The sequence below is a fragment of the Psychrobacter sp. H7-1 genome, from assembly GCF_904846585.1.
GTDB classification, from domain to species: domain Bacteria; phylum Pseudomonadota; class Gammaproteobacteria; order Pseudomonadales; family Moraxellaceae; genus Psychrobacter; species Psychrobacter raelei.
The window spans coordinates 1-26,692 of the sequence record NZ_CAJHBH010000039.1; the positions used below are offsets into that span (position 1 = coordinate 1).

The following is a 26,692-nucleotide window of genomic DNA, read 5'->3' on the forward strand; positions in this document are numbered from 1 at the left end:
ATGCGTAGCTTGAGGGTTTTCATAGGGTTAGTATGGCGAGGTTAATTTTAACTTGCAATACTTTAAGTACTGATCACGACAGTGTGTGTCGCCTTATATCCACCCCCTGAAGTGGGTGGTTTTACGGTGACCGGTGATAAAAATTACAAGCACAGCTTGGGTTAAAAGTTTCAATTGCCCCCAGTTTTCGGTAAGATAGCAGGGTATCTATGACAGCTAGGCTTTGGTCTAAAAAAAGTCATACTCCTTTTATTATTATTTTGCCCAATTAACATCCTATTCGAGTAATTATATGGCTCTCTACCCTTACACGCTGCAACCTGTTGACATTAATTTGACTGAAGATGAATTTCAACAAGCACAATTTGAGTTGTTTGAAAAAAGTAATCCCTCATTTGGCCTAAATAGCATCAAACTCAAAGAGTGGATTGTGATGGCACTGGTGGTCATCGCAGCCGTTGCCGGCTTGGTTTTTGTAAAAGGCTACTCAACATTTATCTTCTATCTGATGTTAGTACTGGTCGTGGTATATCTGCTGGTGCGCACTGTCGGTATGAAATGGTATGTCAAACGCGAGTTTGAAAAACAAATGGCCGAACAAGAAATGCCAGAGGAAATGAAGCAGTTAAAATTGGGCGTGCAAAAACACGGTCTAGTTATGGCAATGCCAGCACCTAATGCCGGTATTCAGCCCAATATGTCAAAGGCAATGCGCGGCATGCAAATGCGTGCAGCATCCACTCAGCAAGCTGTCATTCCTTGGAGTGCTGTCAAGAGCTGGGAGGAGACGGATGATTATATCTTTATGTTATTTGAAATGCAGGGGCAGCAAGGCAGTCAGATTATCCCAAAACGCCTGCAAGCACAAAAGTTCCCGATTGACACTGTGCGCACGCACCTACTAGAAGTCATTCCTCAAAAAGGGTTAAATCCTGTGGCTTTAGGTCAGCAGTAGCAACAGCAGATAACGTCTATTATCGTTAATCATAGCTTAATTAGCCTCTATTGGTCATGGACTAATTAATGCCTTAAGGCGGCCTTTTGGCTGCCTTTTTTATTGCCATTTTTAGCAGCCATTTATAGCGCATTGCCTGGTTCATTTTTTAGGTCATGTCTAAGTTTATATTTGTAAAAAACCCTTAACTTAATCTAGATTTTTGATTATACTATAAACGTTTATTCACTATAACCATTAAGGATATAACACCACACCGCTATAGTTTTATAAAACCTATCAACACTATTAAAACGTTTCATTTAACTAATACATTTAACTTTGCTACTATTAACAGTACGGAATAGGAGCGCTTCTAGCCTCTTTCATTTGGACTTCGCTGTCGTTGTTTATAGCAAGTCGTTTATAGAAAGTCACCTCAAAGCTGAGATAGCTTAGAGCAGTCTTTCAACAATTAAAATTTAATCACTTAACACTCACAAAAAAAAGGATAATAACTATGACTACCAATCAAATCGGCCTAGAAAAAAAAGACATGTCAGCTGTCATCGATAGACTAAACAATCTATTGTCAAGCTACCATGTATTTTATATTAATGTGCGTGGCTACCACTGGAACGTAAAAGGCGAGCACTTCTTCTCACTACATCAAAAATTTGAAGAGCTATATACCAGCTTACAACTTCAAATCGACGAAATCGCTGAACGTGTATTAACTCTAGGCGGCACGCCACTACATGCCTATAGCGACTTTGCTCAGCACAGCAGCATCAAAGAGCACAAAAACGTCTTTAACGGCAAAGAATGCGTTAAAGGTCTGGTAAGTGGTTTACAAGAGCTTATTGAAGAGCAGCGCCAAGTATCTGCAGTAGCAGAAGAAGCTGAAGACCAAGGTACCGCTGATTTAGTAGATGAGTATGTACAGCAGCAAGAAAAACTGGTTTGGATGTATAACGCTTTCTTAGGCTAACTCACTGTCTAGACTAAGCTAGTGTGTCACTTGGTGACAAGCCAGTTTTACTAACACCAAAATCCCCGCTCAATGAGCGGGGATTTTTGTTATCTAATGACAATAATCTTCTTGTTAACAGGCCTTACATTAAGAAGAAGTAGGCCCAGCAGGCCACGACAATAGAGGCAACGATATTTAAAACCAGACCAACCCGCACCATCTCAGATTGCTTGATCAGGCCGGTACCAAATACAATGGCGTTTGGCGGTGTGGCAACAGGCAACATAAAGGCACACGAGGCACCAATACCGATAATAAGGACGAGCACTTCTTTTGGCAGACCCATTTGCTCAGCAATGGCCACAAACACAGGAACCAGTAGTGCCGCCGAAGCGGTGTTCGAAGCAAACTCCGTTAAAAAGATAATAAAGGCAGAAACCGCCAGCAGTACTAGGAATAAAGGTGTGGTCATTAATGCCTGTGCGACGGTTTCCCCCATGACTAGTGAGGCACCTGAGGTTTTTAAAACGTTAGATAACGCAATACCGCCCCCAAATAGCATGAGCACGCCCCAGTCGGTATTATCGGATACTTGTTTCCAAGATACCAACCCTAAGCTGACCACAGCCACCGCTGCCGACAAGGCAATAATAGAATCCATGTCACTAATATCTAGCATCTCACCTAACTTATTACCAAATATCCATGATAAAGCGGTGACTAAGAATACAATAATAGTAATAACTCTAGGCTTAGTCCAAGGAATATCAGGCTGATCTACGCTACTGATACGCACATTAAGATTGGGCTTTAACACCAGATACATAGCGCCCAATAACAGAGGCGTCAAAATAAAGGTAATGGGTAAACCAAACTTCATCCAATCTACAAAAGAGATATCTAAAGCTTTGGCCGCAATGGCGTTCGGCGGTGACCCCACAATGGTTCCTAGACCACCCAAACTTGCCGAATAAGCGATACCTAACAGGACAAACACGAAGGTGCCACGGTCTTTTTGACGATCCACTTGGGATAGCATACCAATGGCCAGCGGTAACATCATCGCCGCAGTTGCGGTATTTGAAATCCACATAGATAGCATCGCTGTGGCAATGAATATAAGCACTACTGCGTTGCCTAAACGCCCACCGGACATTGAGATTAAACCCAAAGCAATTTTTTCATCCAGCTTTTGTACATGCAGTGCCGCAGCCAGTGCAAAGCCACCAAAGAACAGATAAATGGTGGGATTAGCAAAGCTTGATAAAGCAGTTTTGGTATCAAACTCAGGAATACCAATGGCGACCCCGACGATCACTACTAAAATGGCTGTGATGGTCACATGCAGCGCTTCGGTTAACCATAAAATACCAATAAATACCAATAGGCTCAGACCCTTATTAACGTTGGCTTCAAAAGGCAATACATTAAATAGCATCACGCTAATAAGAGCAGCAATCGCTGTGATAACCAGTCCCTTCACGGTGCCTTTAGGAAAGGTGTCGGTAAATAGATACTCATTGCCATCATGGGGCAGATGCCCATCTAAGGCATCGTTGGGCCCTTTGGGCGTAATATTCGGATCGGACATAAAATCTCCTTATAAATGTAAGCCCAAATGTGTCATTACGGGCAAAAGAGTAATCGTGGTAATAAATCACTCAAATATCAAAAATACAACAGTTAAATGGCGTAGGCAAAAATAAGCGGCTATAAAAAAACAAGGCACTCATAACAAAAAATAATAGGTTAATTGTTGCTAAATATTTCTATATAGCTACTATTATAGCTAAGTGTATAAGAATTGAAAAAAAATTTATATAGGCTTGACGATTAACGGCTTTGTTATAACAAAAAGCGCAGGTTAATTTGCCCATTAAGGACAGGCTACTTGGATTTCATAAGCTTAAAATATAGTCAATATTAGGATGCCCTGTGACTTCTCATTCCAACACCTCATCTATCGAGCACCAGTCCCAACATGACTGGGCACAAGGATTCAAAAAAAGCATACCTGTCGCCATGGGGTACTTACCTGCCGGTATAGCCTTTGGGGTATTAGCTCAAGTGGCCAGCCTTCCTTTTTGGGCCACCATCATGTTAAGTGTGCTGCTTTATGCCGGTGCCGCTCAATATGCTTGCCTGCCTATGCTCAGTGCCGGTATGCCCATTGGTAGTATGGCCACCAACATTGCCGCCATTAATTTGCGTCACGTCTTTTATGGCATGCCCCTATTACAATCTTTGCCCGATAACAAGCTGGCCAAGACTTACTGTCTGTTTGCGCTTACCGACGAGACCTTCTCCGTCATGACCAGCTTGCCTCAACCCTTGCGCAAAACTTTAATGCTACCTATTAGCCTTTTTAACCAAAGCTGGTGGGTAGTAGCAGGTGGCATCGGCTTCATACTCGGCGGCACCCTAAGCGACTTAATCCCCAATTTGGATTTTGCGTTGGTGTGCTTATTTGCCATCTTGGCCTATGAACAGTTTCAAAGTATCAAACGCTATTTTCCTATTGGCATTGCCATCTTATCTTTAATCATTGCCTCGCAATTTACCAGCAGCTGGGTACTGTTAATGGCCATTACGCTGTGTATGTTATTTATCTTAGTACGCGGATTTTGGGCAGCGCAGCATCCCCCCGAAATAACCCATAAAAAAGGAGATAGCCATGAGCAGTAGCTATCTGATTTTTGCCACGTTAGCGATGGCCGGGGTGACCTTTATCACTCGGGCACTGCCTGCATTAATTCCTAGACGGCTGCTGGACACACCTTGGCTGCATAGACTCAATGAAAGCTTGCCGCTATCGGTGATGGTATTGCTGATTTTAACCAGCTTATCTTATCAGGATATCTCAGCCAAAACTGGGCTGCACAGTGGCGAACTGCACCTACTTTTGGCACAAATTGGTGCATTAATATTGGTGCTGCTGGTATATCACATCAGTCGTCAATTGTTGGTGAGCATGGTGGTAGGCATCGCTGCTGTCAATGGGCTGCTGCGGTTATTTGCACACCTTTTAAGCTAATATTTGGCTATATTCCAAAGCTTTTTAGGTCAACTGTTAGCGTTTATTTGTCCCTAATTCGGCTCCTATTTGGCCTCATACAATCTGTCGCCATAGCCAATTATAAGTTATCTATTTTCTATATAAGCCATTGATACATAACCTTTATCTATCATGGTAATCAAAACCTTTTATTCAGCTTAATTATTTTTTTAACTGTGCTATGGTATAAGGCTTAACTTGTTTAAGACCTCTTTTTAGGATGATATACGTATGACTGTCTCTACTCGTCAAGAAAGCGACCTTCTGGGCAATCGTGATATTCCCGCTGATGCTTATTATGGCATTCAAACCCTACGTGCCTTTGAAAACTTCCCCATCAGTGGTGTGCGCTTGCACCAATTTGCCCCATTTATCAGAGCCTTTGCTACCGTAAAAAAAGCGGCAGCCATTACCAACCATAAAGTAGGCGTATTGGATGAGAAAATTAAAGATGCCATCTGCGCCGCTTGTGATGACTTAATTGCGGACAAATACCACGATCAATTTATTATTGATATGTTCCAAGGCGGTGCTGGTACCTCAACCAACATGAACGTTAATGAGGTAATTGCCAACCGTGCGTTAGAGATTATGGGTCACAACAAAGGCGAGTATCAGTATTTACATCCGAATAACCACGTAAACCTGTCACAATCGACCAACGACTCCTATCCCACCGCCTTAAAGCTGGCACTAGATCACTACTGTGAACGCTTACTTGCTAAGATGGACATCCTGCTTGAGAGCTTCTTAAATAAAAAGCAAGCCTTAGGCGATCGCTTAAAGATGGGACGCACTCACTTACAAGATGCTGTGCCAATGACAGCGGGACAAGAGTTCAATGCCTTTGCCACCATGATTAAGGCTGAAAAAAAACGCATTGAGCAAGTGCGGGAGCTGTTGTATGAGATTAACATGGGTGCCACTGCCATCGGTACCGGCATTAATGCGCCATCTAATTATCCTGAAACCTGTGCTGAGGTTCTAAGGCAGCTTACGGGTAAACCCTATTACACCTCAGATGACTTGGTACAAGCCACCCAAGATACCAGTGTCTATGTCGCACTATCAGGTAACTTGCGCCTACTCGCTACCCGGTTATCAAAGATTGCCAATGACATTCGCTTGCAATCTTCTGGACCGCGCGCCGGCCTAGGACAATACCGCATTCCGCAAATGCAGCCTGGTAGCTCTATCATGCCTGGTAAGGTCAACCCTGTCATTCCAGAAGTGGTCAACCAAGCGTGTTTTCATGTGATGGGTATTGACCCACACCATTGCTATGGCATCAGAGGCGGGACAATTGCAGTTGAACGTGTTTGAACCTGTGATGGCGTTCAACTTATTCACCGGCCTATCTATGATGGGTGATATCTGTGAAACCTTTGCGACTCGCTGTATCGATGGTATTGAGATGAATGAAGATTATTGTCGTCAGCAAGTGCTGAGCAATATTGGTCTGGTCACAGCGCTTAACCCGCATTTGGGCTATGAAGTTTCGACAAGAATTGCCAAAAAGGCGCAAGAAAGTGGCGGCAGTGTGTACAACATAGTACTAGAAGAAAAACTGTTAGATCAGTCCACACTTGATGAGATTATCTCACCTGAAAACATGGTGTATCCGCTGCTAAAAAATAAAGCTTAAATCGATTCTGCAACAACAGGCACAAAAAGGCAGATTATCTATTGATAATCTGCCTTTTTTTAAGTAGCCTATTTTACTTTAATAACCTTCAAGGACTTGGTCTATGAAAAAGATTCTGGCAGCTTCAGCTATGATGGCAACTTTGGCACTATCAGGCTGCGCTTCAACAGGTACAGGTAGCACAACCAATGCAGGCAATGCCGTGGGTACAGCCACCAACGTGGGCATGAATATTTTTAAATCCGCAGTAGATGCTCAGTGCCGTAGCGAGCTTGAAAAACAAAGCGCTTGGCGCTTGGCCCGCGTGGCAATGACACCTGAGCAAGAGCAAGCCGCTGAAACCAAAATCTGTGGCTGCGTCAGTGAGCAAGCCCCGCAGCAAGTGACTGTGGTTGATATGACCAATGCCGCTTTAGACCCTACCTATCGTGCGCAGTTGGTGACAAAAGTGGTCGCCAAATCCTTACAAACTTGCTATACCAACCTGACCAAATAAGGCGTCATACAGCACTGCTCTTATAACCGAAATAAAAAAGAGAGACGTCAACACGCCTCTCTTTTGTTTTTCTCTGTTTTTTTCTTTAAACGTTAGTTTTTAATCCCTGTCCTATATTAAACCACCAAGTCGCCTTCAATCGCAGACTCATCACTGCCCGTTTCCAAGCCTTTACGACCGTGCCCCTTATATTGCTCAGTGATAAATCTGCTTTGAGCTCGTTGATCTGCCAAATTAAAGTGGCTCAACTGTTGATATAAATTTACCACATCACCCATAATCAGTAAGGCCGGTGTCGGTAGCTTGGCCATGGCTTGCTTTGAAGCGATATCTTGTAAGGTGCCAATTAACACTTGCTGCGTCGGTAAGCTTGCGTGACTGACTACGGCAAACGGTGTCAGTTCGTCTCGCCCTGCTTGCATCAAGCCCTCCGTAAGTCCGGCCAGACGATTCAACCCCATATACAGCACGACTGTTTGAGAAGGTTCTAGCATCTCACTATAGTCTTGATTTGGACAATTGGTTTTTTTAAAAGCCGTCACAAATTTGACGGACTGCGCACATTGTCTGTGAGTTAAAGGAATACCCGTACTACTCGCAGCAGCACTAGCAGCGGTAATCCCAGGTATCGACTCAAAATACACCCCATTATCAACCACAGCCTGCAACTCTTCACCGCCTCGGCCAAAGATAAAAGGATCGCCGCCTTTTAAACGAACCACGCAATTACCAGCTTGAGCATAACGCACTAACAGCTGATTAATATCCGCTTGTGGCATCGCATGATTATTACAGCGTTTACCAACAAAAACCTTAGTTGCGCTAGGATGACACAAGTCTAAAACGTCCTGTGATACCAAGCTATCATAAAGAACGACATCCGCTTGCTGCATGACACGATAAGCTTTTAGAGTGAGTAATTCAGGATCACCAGACCCTGCCCCTACCAAATATACGGCACCTTTTGTTGCGGGCTTTGAGACATAGTCAGGTCTGTGTGTTAACTTATTTTTTAAAGCAGATTGTGACAGGGTAGGATCTAGCTGTATCGCCTTGGTCATGCTGGGTATGCTCCTGGCATCTTAAAGTGTAGTGTGACTCATACTAAGTATGCTGCAACTAACATGCCATGTTCATTGATATACGCTCGCTAAGCTAAGAGCGCTTATAATCCCCTTAAGCAAAACCTTAAGCCAAAGCTGCTTCTTTAATGGGGCTGTGCGCTTTAATCAACTCGTTGATCTGGCCCACACATGAGCCACAGTTGGTTCCCGCTTGACATAATTTGCCAACGTCACTGGCATCGTTATACCCATGAGAGGTAATGGCATCAATGATGGTATTTTCGCCCACCCCCATACACGCACAGACTAAACGGCCTGGATCCACATAACCGCTTGCCGGCCTTCCTGCTAGCAACCATTTAACCGAAGGCACTTTGCTCATATCTGCAAAACAGCTGTTTAACCAATGAATACTGGGCAGTTGCTCTCGCTTAGGAGCGATATAAATCGTCATGATTAAATGCTGTTTAGCAGTGTCAACAGTAGGATTTTTTGTATCTGCATTTTGACGAACCACAAAGCGTAACTGTTTATCAGACTCACTCATCATCATACTGCTGTTTAGTGAGTTTGTAGCTGCCATAGGCTTGTGTCTGGTACTTTTAGCAATCCGTGCTACAAAATCTTGCCAATACGCTAAGGTTAACCATTCACTGCCGACAGACTCACTACCTGTCGCTAAATGAACTAACACGCTGTCTTGTTGACGACTGATACTCCAAATGAGTTTTGGCACCCCTGCTTTATCTTGTTGCGATGACATTTGACGTAATTGCACCAATACAGCCTCTAGCCAATCTAAATGCACTAAAATACGGCCAAAAGCAGTTATGTTGACGGGCGTGACCGTTATTGCTGAGTTTTTCAGCTCAGGCTGTGACGATATTGGATCAACTTTCGTGGGTATTACCGTCCCTACTCTGGCCAAGTTTGCAAAAGCATCACTCCAGTGCATGGGCATAAAGGCATCACCCATACGCACCTCATCACTGACTGCAACTTGTGCCATTACTTTTGAAACTTGGCTCTTAAAGTCTGTCTGTGCACCAATACAGACAAAGTCATTATCAATGACGCCTAGATTTTTAGCGTCCTTAGGATGGAGCGTTAACGTAGGTACAGATTGCTGCTGGTTCAACTTAGGCGCTAAAGCTGTTCGCGTCATGGTGTGCCATTGATCACGCAGTCTGCCTGTAATTAATCGCAAAGGAAGGCTGGTATTATCACTGGGCACTATATGCACACCATCTGCGGACAGAAACTTATTAACAGCACCGGCTTGTTTGGGCGGTGTAATGGCGATGAGACTCGGTGCTTTATGCTTAAAATTAGCATGGACAACATCAATATGTTTTCCCCCCCATTGTAGCGGCTGCATAGATTCATAAGGCTGGCCATGAGCTGCTATCTCGGCCAATAAATCCAGTTGGCGAGGATAGTTATGCTGTTGATAGCTGGTTAAGGCGGCATGCTCTAAAAAAATTTCACTAGGATCATTGTATTCAAACCCTTTAAATCCCATGCGTTTTGCCACTTGAGCAAAAATCCACCAGTCCGGTTTTGACTCACCCACAGCTGGCATAAGGCTGCGTTGACGAGAGATTCGGCGTTCAGAATTGGTCACACTCCCAGATTTTTCACTCCATCCTTGCGCGGGCAAAACTATATCTGCGCAGCGTATGGTATCACTGTCTTTTGAACACTCTGAGACGATAACTAGGTCGCACTCGGCCAAAGCTTTTTTAAATTTATCTGCTTCTGGCAAGCTTACCACTGGGTTGGTGGCCACAATCCAAATGGCTTTTATGTTACCTGATAATATGGCATCGGCAGCATCACAGGCTTTGATACCGGTATTGGCTTTAATCGACTCAGGCGACTGCCAAAACTCAGCAACCGCTTGGCGATGCTCAGCATTGTCCAGCTCTAAATGCCCCGCCAATAGATTAGCTAAGGTGCCTACTTCACGCCCGCCCATGGCATTGGGCTGACCAGTTAATGAAAAGGGACCGGCACCAGGCTTGCCAACACGTCCCGTTAATAAATGGCTATTGATTATGGCATTCACCTTATCCGTCCCACTACTGGACTGGTTCACCCCCATACTAAATGCAGAGACGGTCTTGCTGTTGGCGGCAACCAGCTGATAAAACTGTTCAACTTGCTCGACCGTCAGCTTGGTAGCACTGGCCACGGCTTGTAGTGTCCAAGCTTCAGCAGCAGCCAATGCTGCCTCTAAGCCTTCGCACTTTGCGGCGTAACTGGCATCTTTATGGCCATTGTCTGTTAAATATTTAAGCAAACCGTTATATAAATGGGTATCAGTCCCCGGTGCTAAAGGCAGGTGTAAATCTGCAAACTCACATGAGTCTGTGCGCCTAGGGTCTATCACCACCAGCTTTTTATTAGGATTTTCTTGTTTGGCTTTTAAAAATCGGCCAAATAATATGGGGTGACACCAAGCCATATTAGAGCCTACCAATACCAACAAATCACAATCTTCAAAGTCGGTATAACTGCCCGGAACCAAATCCGCTCCGAACGCTCTTTTATGCCCGGCTACCGCCGATGACATACACAATCTAGAATTTGAGTCGATATTATTGCTCCCAATAAAGCCTTTCATTAGCTTATTGGCGACATAATAATCCTCAGTTAGTAGTTGCCCCGACACATAAAACATTACGCTTTGGGGGCCATGTTCTGTGATGGTACGGCTTAAACGATGGGCCACATCATCAAGCACCGTCTCCCAATCTACGGCTTTTATTACCGTATCATTATCTACTAATGTCGATGAGATTGTTAGTGATGGGCTGGGAGATAGGCCATTCATAGCCGCCAGTTTGTCTTGATAATAAGGATGGGTCAAGCGACGTTCTACGCCCAAGGTTTCAGCCAGATTGCTGCCCTTAGAGCACAGTTTACCGAAATTGGCCGGATGCTGTGGATCACCTTTAACCGTGACTTTAGCTGTTGAGTTATCTACGCTGGCCAATATCCCACAGCCTACGCCGCAGTAAGGACAAGTCGTGCGAACCGTGCGTATAGAATCATGACTGGCGGCCGCAACATGGTCGTCATTGTCGAGAAATAAGGTCTTAATCTTATTCACACTGGGGGTCACTTCAACGAAATTGGTTTGACTGTTTTTGATAATATTCTCACTATTTTGCTTTGATATCTTTTGTATAAAACGTCTACTCTTTAGGCACAGGCGATTGTCTGTAATGCGGCAGTCTCTTGCTGTGCGACAGCCGTCTGTTCACCTGTGCTCACTGGGCTGGTGGCAGCATTATCACTGTCTTGATTTTCAAGCTTTGATTGACAATAAGCTGCCCCAAATATCAAATCCTGTTTAACGCTTGAAATATCAATTTGCTCATTAATCAGCTTACTATAAAAAGTGCCATCGCCAGTTTCTCCATACAACACAGCCCCAATTAAATGGTCCGCCTTCACAAATAGGCAGTGGTACTGATTATCCTCAATGTGTCTATAAACAATCTGCTCTACGACAGCCAGCTCTTCGTCATCAAATTCAATTTGACCTGATGAGAATACAGCAATGCCTGAGACCTTAAGTTTTAATGCCAATGGTACGCTAACAAAAGGAGACCAATTTGATTCTATCGCAGGGTGCGTTAGCACTTGAATTAGGCTATCTACGTGTTGATTGACAGACGATACCATGCCAAAAAGCTCGTCATTAATTTCGACACATTCGCCAATGGCATAGATGTTCGGACAACAGGTGTGCATGTTCTCATCTACCACTATGGCTCGATTCACCTCAATACCACTATCAGCTGCCAACTGAGTATTCGGAATAATACCGACGGCCATGACTATAAAATCAGCGGCCAAAGTACGGCCATCTTTTAGACTTAGACCCACGACTTCATCAGCGTCGTTTACCTCAATGGTGGTCGATGCAGCAGACACCTCAAGCCCAACACCACGTCTGACCAGCTCTTCTTGCAGCATCAGTGCAGCCGGCAAGTCTAACTGACGGTTTAGTACATAATCATCGACATGGATCACCGTCATAGCAGCCCCCTGCGAAGATAAGGCACAAGCTGCCTCTAGGCCCAGCACGCCGCCAATCACTAAGCCTGTCTTACCTTGTTTGGCATACTCACTTAGCAAATCAACATCTGCCACGTCCCGAAATACGTGAACGCCTTTGGCTTGGTGATTTGGAAAAGGAATAACCCGAGCAGTTGAGCCCGTCGCAATGACCAGCTTGCCATAGCTGAGGCAGTCACCATTGTCTAAGGACAACTGTTGATTGTTGGTATCAATTTTATCGACACCCACTGCCGCTAGAACATGAATACCTAGTCTTTCATAGTCCCCTTTATCATACAAATAGGTGTCTTCAAATGAGGTCTCGCCTGCCAAGACTGGGGATAGCATGATACGGTTATAACCCACCTCAGACTCTTTACTAATTAAAGTGATTTTAGGCGCTTTATTTTCCTGAGTGTTGTTGCTGTGATGGCCATTGCTGTGCGTGTTACTGTCATTTTGCTGCCAAACAGTGGCTAATTTAATGGCTAAGCGACTGCCTGCCATACCAGCCCCGATAATAACCACACCATTAGCTGAGTCGTTATGCTCCTTAGCATTTATGGCTGATGAGCGTGTCGTGGGGCTGGCAGTTTCGGGAGCTGGCATGAGAGACCTTAGCCACTTAAGCGGCAGTTGAGATAATTATTACCCATTATGTTCTCAACCTAAGTGCTTAGATGGCTCATGTAGACGCATCGAACTAGAGACTAGGCAGGAATTTAATCAGTAAAAAAAGGATAACTATGCCTTGTAACAAGCAAATACTATGCCACACCAATAAAGGGTTTCTTTTGATAAGCGGTTCAGGATCAGATAATGAGGCGCTGTTATCAGGATTAAAATCTTGTAAGAATTCACCAATTGCTTGGTGACGAACGTTGGTATTGCGATGAAGAGCACGCAGTAATGCTTGCTGACTGGTAGCTGGGACTTGTTTTTGACGCAGTAAATTGGCAGGTACCACTAAGACAGCAGAGGCTGACATGAGCATTTGTGAGGTGAAGGGACGATGACCAGTAAGTAGCTCAAAGCCGATGACAGCAATTGAAAACAAATCTGAATGCACCCCTTTAGGGGCATCTGTGTAATATTCTGGTGCAGCATAATGTAGGTCGCCTACCGGAGGTCTAGTGTTGTCTTTAAGAATTGAAGAAGCGACCGACCCAAAGTCAATCAGCTTCACCGCGCCTGACTTGGTCAATAAAATATTTTCGGGTTTAATATCTTGATGCAATAGATAGTTACGGTGCATGACCCGTACAGCCATACCAATTTTGGTCAACAAATCATGGGTCTGCCACACATCACAAGGACCATTGCGCTCCATAAACGCTCGTAGGCTCTCCCCTTCTATGTACTCAGTCAAATGATATAGATATATGGAGCTGGCAGGTACCGGATAGTAACGTAATAATCCTGACTCCCCAAGAGCTGAGCCACCTAGGGCTGTTGTGGTCACTTCAACAGAAGTTGTGGTCGCACCTTTCGTCTTTAATGGCGGCATGACTTGTTGGATTAGGTTGGGATTGGTCTGATTGTAAGCTGCTTCTCCAGCGCGCCGATGCTTTGATAAACTCAGCCCAATTTTACGCTCTTTTAAAAAGCTGCGCAGATACTCTCCGTCATCCACAGCTCTTAGGCTGGGTGACTTTAAAACATACTCATGACCTAAGCTATCTTCTACCAGATACACTTCACTGCGGGCGGTTCTAGCGATGATAGAGGTTACCTCAAAGCCGTCGATACTGTCCCCAACCCGCAGGCCAGTTGGTAACTTATATTGAATGGGTATATGACTTTTTTTGTTGCGAGCATCTATGAATACTTCGCCGTCATTATTCATCCCTTGTGTATTGCTGTTAATCTTAATCGCTGATGCGAGTCCCATGCCAAGCATAATGATACTTAGATTATCATTGCTGCCTTCAGCATACGCATGTTGACAAAGCTGATGGCTTAAATGCCAATGCTTTAAGTCATGCCAATTAGGTGTATTTTCTAATTGAGTGGCCGCTGCACTAAACTCAAATTGCATCTCTATCGGGTCAATATGTTCATAAACCCCATCTGTCATCAACTCCAAATATTCATTTTGGTGCATGGTAAACACCGTTTGCTGTAAATCTACGCCGGTATCTGCACCAAGAGCTGCTGATAATGCACCTTTGTCCTGCCCATGATGAATGCGATGATCTTCGCTCAAAACCACCATACTGTCTTTACTGAGACGATAAATTCGTGAATCGCCTGTATGGAATAGATGCACTCTATCACCAATGCACAACACCCCTGATAATGTGGACAATAATGGTGCAACACGTTGATAGGACTGTGAAAAATACATTGAATCATTGGCTTTAATGACGGCTGACTTAATAATACCAGCCACACTTTCGTCATCAAAAATCTGTTTGGATAGGTGTTGATTAAGCTGCTGTTTTTCAGCTAACGCTTGATTGTAAATATGATTTAGGCCTTTTATGACATAGTCAGTCATGATCTCAACCGCCAATCGGCTGGCTTGCTTAGGGAATTGACAGGCACTAACCCCATCAGCCAATACGCACAGCACAGGCAAATGCTCTGGCTTGAGGCGTAATTTGTGCGCTTGATTTTTATTTTGCAGCTTGATTTCATCTAGATGATTTAATAAACACGTACTGATCAGTAGACTGTCTTGATTTTCCAACTTGCGCCCAGCCATGCTATAAAAATCAAACTACCATCCTGCGGATTGATTAGGCCTACCCTCAGCGGTGCAGGTAGCAGCTTGGGCTTTGATCTTATGGATAGGTTTGGCAGATACTGTCTTAAGGGTAGCCACTGGTCATCCTTTATTAAGTTTTGAGCATTTAGTGTTTATGTTGCTAAGTTTTTTATTTATTGCTCATTCATTTAAGGCTTAGCGCTCACGTGTTTAACCTGATAGCTATCGAAGCAAGTGGCTTATAGAAGCAAGTTGAGGTATAAAACCTATACGCCGGCTTTATACCTCATTTTAAATCTCATTAAAATACAGCTTAACGTTTTAAATCAATGCTCTCACTTGATATCAGCTGATATTTTCCACTCAAAATCTAATAGATATCTCCATTAGGTCACACTAATTTCAGCAAAGGTGCCATCTGGCATCTCTTCTACGATAACACCTGAAGGCTCTTTTAATAAGAATAAAGCCAAAAATCCAATCACGGCGGTGACTGCGATAACCATAAAGAAGGTCTGATAAGAAACTAGGCTTAGTACAGTGAGATAAACCACTGACCCTACGTTACCATAAGCGCCGGTCATACCCGCAAACTGCCCTGTCATGCTGCGTTTGATCAAAGGAATGACCGCAAATACAGCACCTTCACCCGCTTGCACAAAGAATGAGCAGAACATAGTAATTAAAAGGGCTAAAGCAATGGGCCAAGTTGAGTCAACAATACCCATTAAGAAATACCCCACTGCCAGACCTGCCGTTAAAATAAGTAAGGTACTTTTACGACCAAATCTATCACTTAACCAACCACCACCAGGACGAGACATTAAGTTCATAAAGGCATATGATGACGCCAATAGACCTGCAGCAACCACAGATACCTCAAAGGTTTCTAAGTAGAAAAGGGGCAACATAGACACCACTGCCAGTTCTGAACCAAAGGTTGCAAAATAAAGAATGTTTAACACGCCTACTTGTTTAAAATCATAACGCTGTGACTCTGGTACTTCGGTGGTGAATACCTCTTTATTAAAGCGATAGCTACTCACAAACTCATAAACATACAGTAAAGCCAGACCGATATAGATAAAGTTTACTGCGCTTTGGCTAAGTAAGCTTACGCCAGCGGGAGACAGCTTCCAGGCTAGAAGTGCTAGAGCCAAATACATAGGCAATTTAAAAATCATCATTAACCAGAAGTCACCCTTTGAGGTTACTGCCATGGCACCAGATTTTTTTGGTTTGAAATAGGTTGAGCCTTTTGGGGTATCGCGTACGAATTTATAAAATAATATGCTATACAAAGCCATGACGACGCCAGATGTGGCACACGCATAACGCCAGCCTTCATCACCGCCAAACCAAGCAGCAAAACCGATGGCTATTGTCGGTAATAACATGGCTGCTGCGGCAGAACCAAAGTTACCCCAGCCGCCATAGATACCTTCTGCAGCACCTAGCTCATTGGCAGGGAACCAATCGCTGATGAGACGAATCCCGACGACGAAGCCTGCCCCCACGAACCCTAGAATAAAGCGCGATAAGGCAAGTGTTGTATAGTCTTGAGCAAATGCGAAAGTAAAACAAGGTATCGCACCAAGCGCTAAAATGCAGGTGTAAACGATTCTGGGCCCAAACTTATCAGTAAGCATTCCTATAATGACTCGTGCTGGAATGGTTAAAGCCACGTTTAAAATAAGTAAGGTTTTAACTTGTTGTTTGGTTAGATCCAAGGTCTCTCCAATCGCGGAGAGAAAAGGAGCATGGTTAAACCATACGAAAAAAGTGAGGAAAAATGCCATCCAACCTAAATGAAGGATTTTATTTTTACCAGCGAAGGATAAGACATTGAGTTTTTCCTTGCTGGGTGGCACAGGGGTTGCGGACGACATGCTTTGCTTCCTTGTATGAATAATAGTCTGTAGTTAACGCTTTAGTTGCAGACGGCTTTACATTAATTTATTTATTAATTCAAATAAAATAAAAATAAAAAACAAATTAACAGTTACTTAATGTAATTGGTTGCAAGCTCTGTGCCAGGTACTGATTTAATTCCCCAAAGCATGTGCATCTGTGCGCATACACCGCTCTTATTCCCCACACTCTTATAGATGTTGTTCACTCGATTTGTATTTTAAATTCATAAAGTGTCAGCTCTGGCATGATTATTGAATGTATTACGGTAGGCACTAAGTGGCTTTCACTTTAATAAGTGATTAAAAATAGCTACTAGACACCCACTAAAGGACACATTCATGATTAAGGCAAATATGAGTAATATAAATAGTAAACAAAAAAACAAACCTAACCTTGTTGTGGTCGGTAACGGCATGGTGGGGCATCACTTTGTAGAGAAGGCCATTGAACTTGGCTTAAACACCACCTATGACATTCATGTCTTTGCTGAAGAAGATCGCCCAGCTTATGATCGTGTCTATTTATCAAGCTATTTTGAACATAAAGATGCCACCAAGCTAAACCTAGTGGATATGGCTGACTATGATGCCACTGGGATTCAGCTGCATCTAAATAAGAAAATTGTAGATATCAACAGCGAGGCTCATACCCTGACCGTAGAGGGCGGCGAAAGTGTTGAGTATAAAAAGCTAGTTTTAGCAACCGGCTCATACCCGTTTGTGCCCCCTATTGAAGGTGGTGATCATGCTCATTGTCATGTCTATCGTACCATTGCTGATTTGGATGATATTCTTGAAACCGCCCAAAAACCCAGTGCTAAAAAAGGGGTGGTCGTCGGTGGCGGGTTGTTAGGGCTAGAGGCTGCCAAAGCATTGGTAACCTTGGGGCTTGATACTTACGTGGTTGAATTTGCCCCTCAGTTGATGGGTGTTCAGTTAGACCCTGCTGGTGGTGAAATCCTAAAGAAGAAGATTGAAGCGTTGGGCGTCACCGTATTAACGGGAAAAAATACCAAAGAAATTGTTCATAACCGCAGTGTTTCCTTACACCATGACATCCATCAAAAAGACAGTCAAAATGAGGTGCATCTGGAAAAAGATACTTTCTTAACCATGAAGTTTACAGATGATACCGAACTAGATACCGATTTAATCTTATTTAGTGCCGGCATCCGTCCGCAAGATGGCATTATGAGAAGTAATCCTGAGTGCGGAGTCACTTTAGGAGGCCGTGGTGGCATCTTAATCAATGATCATTGTCAGACCAATAATGAAGATATCTATGCTATCGGTGAATGTGCAGTTTGGGACAATAAAATCTTTGGTCTGGTCGCCCCTGGTTATGCCATGGCCAGTATATGTGCCGCTCAAATAGCGGGTGACACTGAGCAAACCTTTACTGGCGCAGATATGAGCACCAAGCTTAAACTAATGGGTGTTGATGTGGGCAGTATTGGCGACGCCCATGCCACAACTGAGGGCAGCCTAAGCTACATTTATCAAAATCCCAATGAAGGCATCTATAAAAAGCTGGTTACCAGTGGCGATAATAAAAAGCTGCTGGGTGCTGTCATGGTGGGTGATACCGAAGACTACAATAATTTATTGCAGTTATTCTTAAATGACATCGACCTTCCCGCTCATCCAGAGAGCTTGATTTTACCCAATGTTGAAAAACCCTCAATGGGCATTGAAAACCTTCCTGATACAGCCACCATTTGCTCTTGTTTTAATGTATCTAAAGGTGCCATTTGTGGTGCGGTTGAAGACGGGGCTTATTCACTGGCAGATGTCAAAAGCTGCACCAAAGCAGGTACAGGCTGTGGCGGCTGTGCCCCTATGGTGAAAGACGTGCTGGCTTATCAATTAACCGACCTTGGCTTTGAGGTCAATAATGATCTGTGTGAGCATTTTTCTTATTCTCGCCAAGAGTTATATGGCTTAGTACGTGTTAAAGGCATCAAAACCTTTGATGATTTATTAACACAGCACGGCACAGGCCGTGGTTGTGAGATTTGCAAACCTGCAGTGGCTTCCATTTTATCGTCTTGTTGGAATGACTATGTCCTTAAAACAGAGCTTGCGCCGCTGCAAGAAACCAACGATTACTACTTAGGCAATATCCAAAAGGATGGCACCTACTCTGTTGTGCCGCGTGTGGCTGGCGGCGAAATTACCGCTGATAAACTTATCGTATTGGGTCAAGTGGCCAAAGACTTTAACCTTTATACCAAAATTACCGGTGGTCAACGGGTTGATTTATTTGGGGCACGGTTAGAACAATTGCCTGATATTTGGGAGTGCTTAGTAGAGGCAGGCTTCGAAACTGGCCATGCTTATGGTAAATCACTGCGTACTGTTAAGTCATGTGTTGGTGAGAACTGGTGTCGTTATGGTGTCGCCGATAGCGTCGGCTTAGCCTTAACTTTAGAGAACCGATACAAGGGGGTGCGCTCACCGCATAAAATCAAAATGGGTGTTTCCGGTTGTACCCGAGAGTGTGCCGAAGCCCAATCGAAAGACTTTGGGGTTATTGCTACCGAAAATGGCTGGAATTTATACGTGGCCGGTAATGGTGGCATGGTACCTCGTCATGGAGAGCTATTCGCCACCGATTTAGACACTGAGACCTTAATCAAATATATCGACCGTATCACGATGTTTTACATCAAAACCGCGGATAAGTTACAGCGCACCTCAAAATGGCGTGAAAGCTTAGAAGGCGGATTAGAGTATTTACAACAAGTTATTATCGAAGATAGCTTAGATATTGCTCAAGAGCTTGAAGATCAAATGCAGTTGTTGGTTGATAATTATGTCTGCGAATGGAAAGAAACCATTACTGACAAAGAGAAGTTAAAACGCTTCCGTCATTTTGTTAACAGCGAGCTAGGTGATGACAATGTGGTATTTGTGACTGAACGTGAACAAATTCGCCCTGCGACTGAGCTCGAAAAAGAAGCGGTAGAGGCCGTGGTTTAATCATCCTAATTACACCCAAGCCACTATTTTTTATCCAGCTTTTATCCAGCGTTTATCCAACTGTTACGCTCACCCGACTAAAAAAGGACGTCATTATGACCATTCAACTTATCTGTACTTTGAACGATATTATCCCTGAAGGCGGCGTTTGTGCGCTCATAGAGGGCAAACAAGTGGCTATTTTTCGCACCAAGGACAATCAATTATTTGCCATTGATAATCTTGACCCTTTTAGTAATGCCAATGTCCTCTCTCGTGGTCTGATTGGGGGCACTGTTGTCAAGACTGAGCTTGAAGATGGTAGCGTGTCAGAAGACGAGGTCATCTATATCGCCTCACCCATCTATAAGCAACGATTTGATTTGGCCACGGGACAATGCTTAGACGATGAAACCGTAAAATTAGACTCATACGAAGTCAGCCTTGATGGCGATCAGGTTATGGTCAGTCTAAAAAATGCCATGGCGGCCTAATTTTGTCCAAAATATGACCATTTAATCTAACAAAAAAGGATAAAAGACAGGCTTTTATCCTTTTTTATTTTAAGGCGTTTATGATAAAAACCCTATGACTGAGCCTAACTTAAATATACTTACTGAACAATATAAGCCCGAAGCGCCAGCACCTTATCACGTACTTTTGCAGCATCCTCAAACTTAAGCTCACGGGAGAATTGTTTCATCTGCTTCTCTAACCGATTAATCTCTTTGGCTAGCAAGTCTGGACTACGTAAGATTTCAATATCCACATCCGGCAAGCCACTGCTACTTGGAATTGGCTGATTGTCATTTACATCCTCCTCTACTTCACCAGTATCAATCTTATCGGTAATACTACGGGTGGCAGATTTAGGCGTAATGCCATGCTCTTTGTTAAAGGCAATTTGTTTTTCGCGGCGACGATCTGTCTCTTCAATCGCCTTTTGCATACTGGGCGTAATTTTATCGGCATATAAAATAGCCTTACCGTTTAAATTACGAGCTGCCCGGCCAATGGTCTGAATCAACGAGCGCTCTGAGCGCAAAAACCCCTCTTTATCGGCATCAAATATGGCCACCAGTGACACCTCAGGCATATCTAGCCCCTCGCGTAGCAGGTTAATACCGACCAACACATCATGCACACCGGTACGCAGCTCATGGATAATTTGCATCCGCTCCACAGTATCAATATCAGAATGCAGATAAGCCACTTTGACATCATACTCTTTTAGATAATCGGTTAAATCTTCTGACATACGCTTGGTCAAGGTGGTAATTAGCACCCGCTCATTGACGTCACGGCGCTTGGTAATCTCTGATAACACATCATCAACTTGGGTTAATACAGGTCGAATCTCAATCTCAGGATCAATAAGACCGGTTGGACGCACTACCTGCTCTACAATTTGTTCACTGTGTTCAAGCTCATATTGCGCAGGCGTTGCTGACACAAAAATTGTTGCCGGTTTAATTCTTTCCCACTCTTCAAATTTCATTGGACGATTGTCCATGGCACTGGGCAAGCGAAAACCATAATTCACCAAGTTCTCTTTACGAGAACGGTCACCTTTATACATGGCTCCGATTTGGGGCACAGTGACATGTGATTCATCGATGAAAAGTAGCGCATCTGGGGGAATATAATCAAACAAGGTAGGTGGCGCTTCGCCGGCAGGACGACCCGATAGATGCTGCGAGTAGTTCTCAATGCCGTTACAGTAGCCCAGCTGCTGTATCATCTCTAGATCGTACTGGGTGCGCTCTTTAATCCGCTGAGCTTCAATTAACTTGTCATTGGCTCTAAAATATTCCAATCTGTCATCAAGCTCGGCTCGAATGGTCTTACTGGCGGCCTCTAGTTTTTCACGCGGCGTCACATAGTGAGATTTTGGATAAATGGTAATGCGCGGCACACTACGCACAGTCTTACCCGTTAATGGATCAAACCAACTGATTTTTTCAACCTCATCATCGAACATACTAATACGCACTGCCAATTGCTCAGATTCTGCAGGGTAGATATCCAAAAGCTCGCCACGTAAGCGGTAAGTACCCCGCTCAAAATCAAGCTCATTACGGGTATATTGCAGCGCAACCAATCGCTTAATTAAGGCATTGCGGTCTACCACATCACCCACAACAATGTGCAACAGCATTTTTAAATAACTCTCTGGGTCACCCAAACCATAAATGGAGGACACTGAAGAGATAATTATCGCATCACGGCGCTCTAGTAAAGCGCGAGTCGCAGACAGTCGCATTTGGTCAATGTGATCATTAATGGCACTGTCTTTTTCAATGAAGGTATCACTGGCTGCGACATACGCCTCAGGCTGATAGTAATCATAGTAACTGACGAAATACTCTACGGCATTATTAGGGAAAAAGGACTTAAATTCTCCATACAACTGGGCGGCCAATGTCTTATTATGCGCCATAATAATGGTTGGACGCTGTGTTTCACTAATCACTTTGGCCATGGTATAGGTTTTACCGGAGCCAGTCACCCCAAGCAATAACTGGGCATCCATGCCAGCCTCAACCCCTTTTACCAGCTTTTCGATGGCTTGTGGTTGATCGCCAGCAGGCTCAAAGTCCGTTACCATTTCAAAAGCGCGGCTGGAAATCAGGGTACCGGAGGCATTAACCCCTGTAATCTCAGCTTCGTCTTGCAATTGAGTGGCCAATTGATTTAATTGACGTGAAGATCTAGGTTCAGGCATTCGCATAATAATTGTCTTTTTTGATATCGGTGTTTGTTGCCTCTAATATGGGGACAAAAGTGTGCGTTTTAAAGCCCTGCGCTTCAGCAAATTATCCGCCATAGGCCCATTACCCTGATCTATTTATTCTCATAAAATGGATATGCTGTACCAAAAAAAAGAGCCACTTAATCAAGCCGCTCTTTTATTGATAAACAATAATTTTAGTTAAAAGACATCTTTAAAGATCTGTTTAATCTGCGGTAGCATCTGCTCTAGCTCACCGCGCGTTTGCTGCATCTCTTCCTCACTGGGTAGGGCAGCTTGCAGAAAATCAGCACTCACCTTAGGATTTTTTGCCAAGATGCTTTGACCCACTGGGGTGTCATAAAAGCCAATTTGCGCCTGTACTTCTTGCTGGGTGTAATGGGCTCGTGCAGCGCTGATATAAGCAGCCGTCAGCTCTTCACGACTGGCTGTACTGCTCATCCGTGTCCCTAAGACTTTGCCATACTGAGCCAATATCCCTTGTAAGCCTTCAGCCAATTCCCGTTGACGCTTATTAAGACCAGCTGTGTCATTGGCCGCTTTATCTTCTTGGCTATTTAGGATATCTCTTGCAGCTTGCTGACCATTCACAATGGCATCGATTTGATCATCAATGTGCATCACTTGCATCAATTTAATAACTAAAGCCTCAGAGGGTACCTGATTGCTCTGAGCCTTTTGAAGCTGCACGTCATGCGGCGCTTGTAAGTCAGCGGGCTGAGTGGCGACCCCTTGATTGGCCGCACTGCTACCTGTACTACTAATAATCAGCTCAGCTTGAGCAGGTATCACTGAAGCGGCTGCCATAGCGGACACCAGCACTACCCTCAGTAGCGGCTTAGATGCCGATGTTAAAAAAGGATGAGAAATTGACATAAATAGTCACCTAATTTTTATTACAAATTCTAATTATTACAACATCCAAGCCCCATTTTATGTGTCGGCTGCCCAGCGTACTACTGACAGTGCGTTACAGCATCTTACCGCTCATTACCGCTCATTACCGCTCACAGATGGCGGCTATTTTAAGATAGCGTCCAAGTCTTTTATCAGCTTTGGCATTAATTTTTCACTCGTGGCATTGGTCACCTGCATCACCTCCGGCACAAGCACTTTCATATACTCTTGCATCAGTTTAGGCTGCTTATCGAGTATGCTTTGACCGACCTCTGTACTATAAAAAGCGATTTGCGCATCGACCTCTGCTTGCGTGTAGTGCTTTTTTGCCACACCAACAAACTGTTTTTGAGCCACATCTAGCAAAACCTGATTGGTATCAGCAAGCAGCTGCTGAGAGTACTGGGTCAACACCCGGCTCACCTCTTGGCGCTGCTGATCGGTCATTTGCGCTAAGTCTTTTTGCTTTAATGCAGACTCAATAATAGGCGACATCATCTCACTTTGAGTGCTCGACATAGATTGCATCATATCTGCCATACGAGTCACTTCAAGCAGCTTAATCAATGAGGCTTCTGAGGGCACCTGTTGAGCATGACTAAGCGTCTTTATTGAGCTTGGCGCCGTCTTGCCCGTTGAGCTATTGATGGTTAATTCAGCATATGCTGGCGTCACTGCCATCAGCACCACACTGGTCACTGACACTAAGCTTTGAGCCAATATTTTTTTCATTAAGTATCCCTTTACGCTTTGGTTTTATAAGTTGAGTCTATCCATTTAAAGTTACTTTGGCTCATTGTATTGATCACTGGGTTTAGCTGCCCCCGATAAATTGCCCGCAGACTCTACGCCGCAGCCAGGACGATTGGCCTGCTCTAGACGCATTTTTTTGCGCTCAATCGCAGCATCAAAGCGGCACTGCTGCAAATGGTTCTTAATATCTAAAGGCGGCACAGGCGTGGGCTTACCATTTTCATCCACTGCCACCATCGTAAAATAACAACTGTTGGTGTGGCGTACTGTCCGCTGCTGGATGTTTTCAGCCTCTACACGTATTCCAACCTCCATCGAGGTTCTGCCCACATGATTAATATTGGCAGCAAAAGTGACCAGCTCGCCCACATAAATTGGCTCTAAGAACATCACCTGATCCACCGATAAGGTCACCACATAACTACCACTATAGCGACTGGCGCAGGCATAAGCCACCTGATCGAGCATTTTTAGCAAATCGCCACCATGTACATTACCAATAAAGTTTGCCATATCGGGGGTCATTAGCACCGACATATACAATTCATGTTTAAGCGGAGCGCTTACTGCCGTACTTGAGGTATTAATTTGTGACATAGGATTCCTTTTTTCAAAATAGATGGACAAACAAATCAGCCTTTTTTTGTTAATGATAACAAGCAAAGCTCTCTACTCTAGCTTACCGTCAATTCTGACATCAAAACAGGTCTTAACTTAACACTCATCGGTTACTTTTTAGTCAATTTGTGTCAAAAAACAGCCAAAATATAAAAAAATGACAAAAATTTGAATTTTTTTTGCAAAAAGGGTTGACGCCTAAATTTTATCTGCTAGAATACGCCCCACTTAACGCAAACAGCTTAACACATAAGCACGTTAACCCAGCTATTCCCTAATAGCTCAGTTGGTAGAGCATCGGACTGTTAATCCGTGTGTCCCTGGTTCGAGCCCAGGTTAGGGAGCCAAATTCTAGCAATACCTTTATGGCAATATGCCAAAGTCCTTATCTTAAATGATAGGGATTTTTTTTTAGCCGAAGTGGCAGGTATGGTAATTAGCATTGGCTAACGATGCTTGTAAATTTTGTGGTTTAAGCTTTCAATGTGTTGCAGTAGGCTTTGTCATTTAATGCTCGCTGCTGGATGCCAGTTGACCGTCAGGGTAAAAAAAAGCATCTTTTTAAAACAAAGTAATAAATTTGCGCTATATTTATCAATTTATTCACTTTTTTTTGATTTAGTGCTTGACACCCACCCCGACATTGTCTAAAATACGCATCACTTAGTTAAGACCACTTCTTAAAAAGAAGTATCAATTAAGTTCTTCCCTAATAGCTCAGTTGGTAGAGCATCGGACTGTTAATCCGTGTGTCCCTGGTTCGAGCCCAGGTTAGGGAGCCAAATTTTAAAAGGCTTTACCTCTTTATAGCACCACATGTTAAAGCCTTCAGGAAGTCCTAATCTTTGATTAGGACTTTTTTTTATGGCGTTTATATTTATTCCAGCTTGATGCTGACAGGTTACCCCTGCTTCTGACTATCAGGCGTATGGATAGCTGTTTAATATATTGCCCATCTTATGCTATTTATTACCTTAAGGTGTTGTTTTGTAGGCTATCTTGTCTAAAGCTTGATAATTTAAGTTTTGGCTTAAGATAAGTTATAGAGCGGCAAAACTGCCAAGTTAGCACATAAGTTTGTGTTAGCTTGTAATTCCCCTATAATAAATAGACTTATTTAACCAAAAAGAACTGATATGGCTATGATCCCTCCACATATTCGCAATAAATTCTCTGACCATCCGCAAAAGATCACCCGCCCTATTAGCATTCGTCTTTCAGAAGAGATGATTACCTTGCTAACTGAGACGGCTCAAGAGCATGGTTTTAAACGTATTCAGGGTTTAATTCGACTCTATATCCGTCAAGGCCTAGATAGAGATAATGATGGTTATACCTTGGCTGATGATGAGGTATTTATCGAAAAATTACGCGCTAATGGCGTGAGCGCCTCTATCATCGAAAAAGCCATTATTGACACTCACAGCAGCTTCAAGACCAAAGGCTTACTCGAAGAGCAATTAGAGCCAAAAAAATAGCCTTGATACCTTTTGAGACCTAAAATCAGTAGCGTCTTGAACTTTTTTTGTAGAAATTAAAAAATAGTGCTTGCAATACCGCCAAAACACTCTATAATACTGCACCTACGGAGTCGTGGCAGAGCGGTTGAATGCACCGGTCTTGAAAACCGGCAAGGGTTCATAGCCCTTCGAGAGTTCGAATCTCTCCGACTCCGCCAGATACCAAAAAGCCCACTTAATTAAGTTAATGCCAGTCAGTTAACGCTGACTGGTATTTTTTTTGGGATATTTTTGTGGTTTACCCTTAACTACCCTCGGGCAAGATCGCTTTCTACGTTCAGGAATAACAAACAATTTCCCTTCCTCTAAAAGTGCATCTAACAACTTAGG

General features: G+C 43.7%; 18 protein-coding genes, 3 tRNA genes and 1 pseudogene. 12 read left to right on the top strand and 10 right to left on the bottom strand.

The window, feature by feature from the left end; genetic code table 11:
• The first annotated feature begins 292 nt into the window (after positions 1-292).
• Together JMX92_RS10560 and JMX92_RS10565 are read left to right on the top strand one after the other, a co-directional pair.
• Entirely contained in the window at positions 293-955 is a 663-nt protein-coding gene (locus JMX92_RS10560; RefSeq protein WP_011960762.1) for a YcxB family protein, read from the top strand.
• Between the two features lie 499 nt (positions 956-1,454).
• Positions 1,455-1,925, top strand: coding sequence for a Dps family protein (locus JMX92_RS10565; protein ID WP_201545543.1), 471 nt, complete (start codon positions 1,455-1,457; stop codon positions 1,923-1,925).
• A gap of 124 nt (positions 1,926-2,049) precedes the next feature.
• Here the strand turns inward: JMX92_RS10565 and JMX92_RS10570 are convergent, their stop codons facing one another.
• On the bottom strand, positions 2,050-3,498 hold the full coding sequence (locus JMX92_RS10570; RefSeq protein WP_110816709.1) for an SLC13 family permease: 1,449 nt from the start codon (positions 3,496-3,498) through the stop codon (positions 2,050-2,052).
• A 344-nt stretch (positions 3,499-3,842) separates the two neighbouring features.
• Here JMX92_RS10570 and JMX92_RS10575 point away from each other — a divergent pair, with 344 nt between their 5' ends.
• The 4 genes and pseudogenes from JMX92_RS10575 to JMX92_RS10590 all read left to right on the top strand — a co-directional run bounded on the left by JMX92_RS10575 (position 3,843) and on the right by JMX92_RS10590 (position 7,103).
• Positions 3,843-4,592 (top strand): AzlC family ABC transporter permease, encoded by a 750-nt coding sequence (locus JMX92_RS10575; RefSeq protein ID WP_201545544.1) that lies wholly within the window; start codon positions 3,843-3,845, stop codon positions 4,590-4,592.
• Positions 4,582-4,941, top strand: coding sequence for an AzlD domain-containing protein (locus JMX92_RS10580; protein ID WP_011960766.1), 360 nt, complete (start codon positions 4,582-4,584; stop codon positions 4,939-4,941). Before JMX92_RS10575 ends, JMX92_RS10580 begins: the two co-directional genes overlap by 11 nt.
• Before the next feature lie 252 nt (positions 4,942-5,193).
• Positions 5,194-6,607 (top strand): annotated as a pseudogene (locus JMX92_RS10585) (aspartate ammonia-lyase).
• 103 nt (positions 6,608-6,710) lie between these two features.
• Positions 6,711-7,103 (top strand): hypothetical protein, encoded by a 393-nt coding sequence (locus tag JMX92_RS10590; protein WP_011960768.1) that lies wholly within the window; start codon positions 6,711-6,713, stop codon positions 7,101-7,103.
• Between the two features lie 116 nt (positions 7,104-7,219).
• Here JMX92_RS10590 and cobA read toward each other — a convergent pair whose 3' ends face one another.
• The 5 genes from cobA to JMX92_RS10615 all read right to left on the bottom strand — a co-directional run bounded on the left by cobA (position 7,220) and on the right by JMX92_RS10615 (position 16,837).
• Entirely contained in the window at positions 7,220-8,164 is a 945-nt protein-coding gene (cobA, locus tag JMX92_RS10595) for a uroporphyrinogen-III C-methyltransferase (RefSeq protein WP_201545545.1), read from the bottom strand.
• A 127-nt stretch (positions 8,165-8,291) separates the two neighbouring features.
• Entirely contained in the window at positions 8,292-11,282 is a 2,991-nt protein-coding gene (locus JMX92_RS10600; RefSeq protein ID WP_227675351.1) for a nitrate reductase, read from the bottom strand.
• A 92-nt stretch (positions 11,283-11,374) separates the two neighbouring features.
• Positions 11,375-12,847 carry an NAD(P)/FAD-dependent oxidoreductase gene (locus JMX92_RS10605; protein ID WP_201545549.1) on the bottom strand — a complete coding sequence of 491 codons (1,473 nt, stop codon included), beginning with the start codon at positions 12,845-12,847 and terminating at the stop codon, positions 11,375-11,377.
• Positions 12,848-12,941: 94 nt separating this feature from the next.
• Complete coding sequence (locus JMX92_RS10610) at positions 12,942-14,945, bottom strand: bifunctional protein-serine/threonine kinase/phosphatase (protein WP_201545550.1); 2,004 nt, start codon at positions 14,943-14,945, stop codon at positions 12,942-12,944.
• Between the two features lie 389 nt (positions 14,946-15,334).
• Positions 15,335-16,837 carry a NarK family nitrate/nitrite MFS transporter gene (locus JMX92_RS10615; protein WP_110816715.1) on the bottom strand — a complete coding sequence of 501 codons (1,503 nt, stop codon included), beginning with the start codon at positions 16,835-16,837 and terminating at the stop codon, positions 15,335-15,337.
• Between the two features lie 363 nt (positions 16,838-17,200).
• Between JMX92_RS10615 and nirB the strand changes: the two genes are divergently transcribed.
• Together nirB and nirD are read left to right on the top strand one after the other, a co-directional pair.
• A complete protein-coding gene (gene nirB, locus JMX92_RS10620; RefSeq protein ID WP_227675353.1) occupies positions 17,201-19,843 on the top strand; it encodes a nitrite reductase large subunit NirB in 2,643 nt (880 codons plus the stop codon).
• Between the two features lie 95 nt (positions 19,844-19,938).
• On the top strand, positions 19,939-20,316 hold the full coding sequence (gene nirD, locus JMX92_RS10625) for a nitrite reductase small subunit NirD (RefSeq protein WP_155587623.1): 378 nt from the start codon (positions 19,939-19,941) through the stop codon (positions 20,314-20,316).
• 119 nt (positions 20,317-20,435) lie between these two features.
• Here the strand turns inward: nirD and uvrB are convergent, their stop codons facing one another.
• From uvrB to JMX92_RS10645, 4 genes are all read right to left on the bottom strand, one after another.
• Positions 20,436-22,553: an excinuclease ABC subunit UvrB gene (gene uvrB / locus JMX92_RS10630; RefSeq protein ID WP_155587624.1), complete on the bottom strand. Its 2,118-nt coding sequence runs from the start codon at positions 22,551-22,553 to the stop codon at positions 20,436-20,438.
• A gap of 201 nt (positions 22,554-22,754) precedes the next feature.
• Positions 22,755-23,450, bottom strand: coding sequence for a DUF2059 domain-containing protein (locus JMX92_RS10635; RefSeq protein ID WP_201545551.1), 696 nt, complete (start codon positions 23,448-23,450; stop codon positions 22,755-22,757).
• Between the two features lie 144 nt (positions 23,451-23,594).
• Complete coding sequence (locus JMX92_RS10640) at positions 23,595-24,203, bottom strand: DUF2059 domain-containing protein (protein WP_110816719.1); 609 nt, start codon at positions 24,201-24,203, stop codon at positions 23,595-23,597.
• Between the two features lie 51 nt (positions 24,204-24,254).
• Complete coding sequence (locus tag JMX92_RS10645) at positions 24,255-24,821, bottom strand: acyl-CoA thioesterase (RefSeq protein WP_011960779.1); 567 nt, start codon at positions 24,819-24,821, stop codon at positions 24,255-24,257.
• Between the two features lie 292 nt (positions 24,822-25,113).
• Between JMX92_RS10645 and JMX92_RS10650 the strand changes: the two genes are divergently transcribed.
• From JMX92_RS10650 to JMX92_RS10665, 4 genes are all read left to right on the top strand, one after another.
• Positions 25,114-25,189, top strand: a tRNA-Asn gene (locus JMX92_RS10650).
• Positions 25,190-25,548: 359 nt separating this feature from the next.
• A tRNA-Asn gene (locus JMX92_RS10655) sits at positions 25,549-25,624 on the top strand.
• A gap of 360 nt (positions 25,625-25,984) precedes the next feature.
• Positions 25,985-26,320: a CopG family transcriptional regulator gene (locus JMX92_RS10660; protein ID WP_041773710.1), complete on the top strand. Its 336-nt coding sequence runs from the start codon at positions 25,985-25,987 to the stop codon at positions 26,318-26,320.
• 109 nt (positions 26,321-26,429) lie between these two features.
• Positions 26,430-26,520: transfer RNA gene (locus JMX92_RS10665), tRNA-Ser, on the top strand.
• Positions 26,521-26,692: the final 172 nt, after the last annotated feature.

Coding starts and splice junctions, on each gene's coding strand:
- JMX92_RS10560 (WP_011960762.1), top strand. CDS start 293: ATGGCTCTCTACCCTTACACGCTGCAACCTGTTGACATTAATTTGACT.
- JMX92_RS10565 (WP_201545543.1), top strand. CDS start 1,455: ATGACTACCAATCAAATCGGCCTAGAAAAAAAAGACATGTCAGCTGTC.
- JMX92_RS10570 (WP_110816709.1), bottom strand. CDS start 3,498: ATGTCCGATCCGAATATTACGCCCAAAGGGCCCAACGATGCCTTAGAT.
- JMX92_RS10580 (WP_011960766.1), top strand. CDS start 4,582: ATGAGCAGTAGCTATCTGATTTTTGCCACGTTAGCGATGGCCGGGGTG.
- JMX92_RS10590 (WP_011960768.1), top strand. CDS start 6,711: ATGAAAAAGATTCTGGCAGCTTCAGCTATGATGGCAACTTTGGCACTA.
- cobA (WP_201545545.1), bottom strand. CDS start 8,164: ATGACCAAGGCGATACAGCTAGATCCTACCCTGTCACAATCTGCTTTA.
- JMX92_RS10605 (WP_201545549.1), bottom strand. CDS start 12,847: ATGCCAGCTCCCGAAACTGCCAGCCCCACGACACGCTCATCAGCCATA.
- JMX92_RS10610 (WP_201545550.1), bottom strand. CDS start 14,945: ATGGCTGGGCGCAAGTTGGAAAATCAAGACAGTCTACTGATCAGTACG.
- JMX92_RS10615 (WP_110816715.1), bottom strand. CDS start 16,837: ATGTCGTCCGCAACCCCTGTGCCACCCAGCAAGGAAAAACTCAATGTC.
- nirB (WP_227675353.1), top strand. CDS start 17,201: ATGATTAAGGCAAATATGAGTAATATAAATAGTAAACAAAAAAACAAA.
- nirD (WP_155587623.1), top strand. CDS start 19,939: ATGACCATTCAACTTATCTGTACTTTGAACGATATTATCCCTGAAGGC.
- uvrB (WP_155587624.1), bottom strand. CDS start 22,553: ATGCGAATGCCTGAACCTAGATCTTCACGTCAATTAAATCAATTGGCC.
- JMX92_RS10635 (WP_201545551.1), bottom strand. CDS start 23,450: ATGTCAATTTCTCATCCTTTTTTAACATCGGCATCTAAGCCGCTACTG.
- JMX92_RS10640 (WP_110816719.1), bottom strand. CDS start 24,203: ATGAAAAAAATATTGGCTCAAAGCTTAGTGTCAGTGACCAGTGTGGTG.
- JMX92_RS10645 (WP_011960779.1), bottom strand. CDS start 24,821: ATGTCACAAATTAATACCTCAAGTACGGCAGTAAGCGCTCCGCTTAAA.
- JMX92_RS10660 (WP_041773710.1), top strand. CDS start 25,985: ATGATCCCTCCACATATTCGCAATAAATTCTCTGACCATCCGCAAAAG.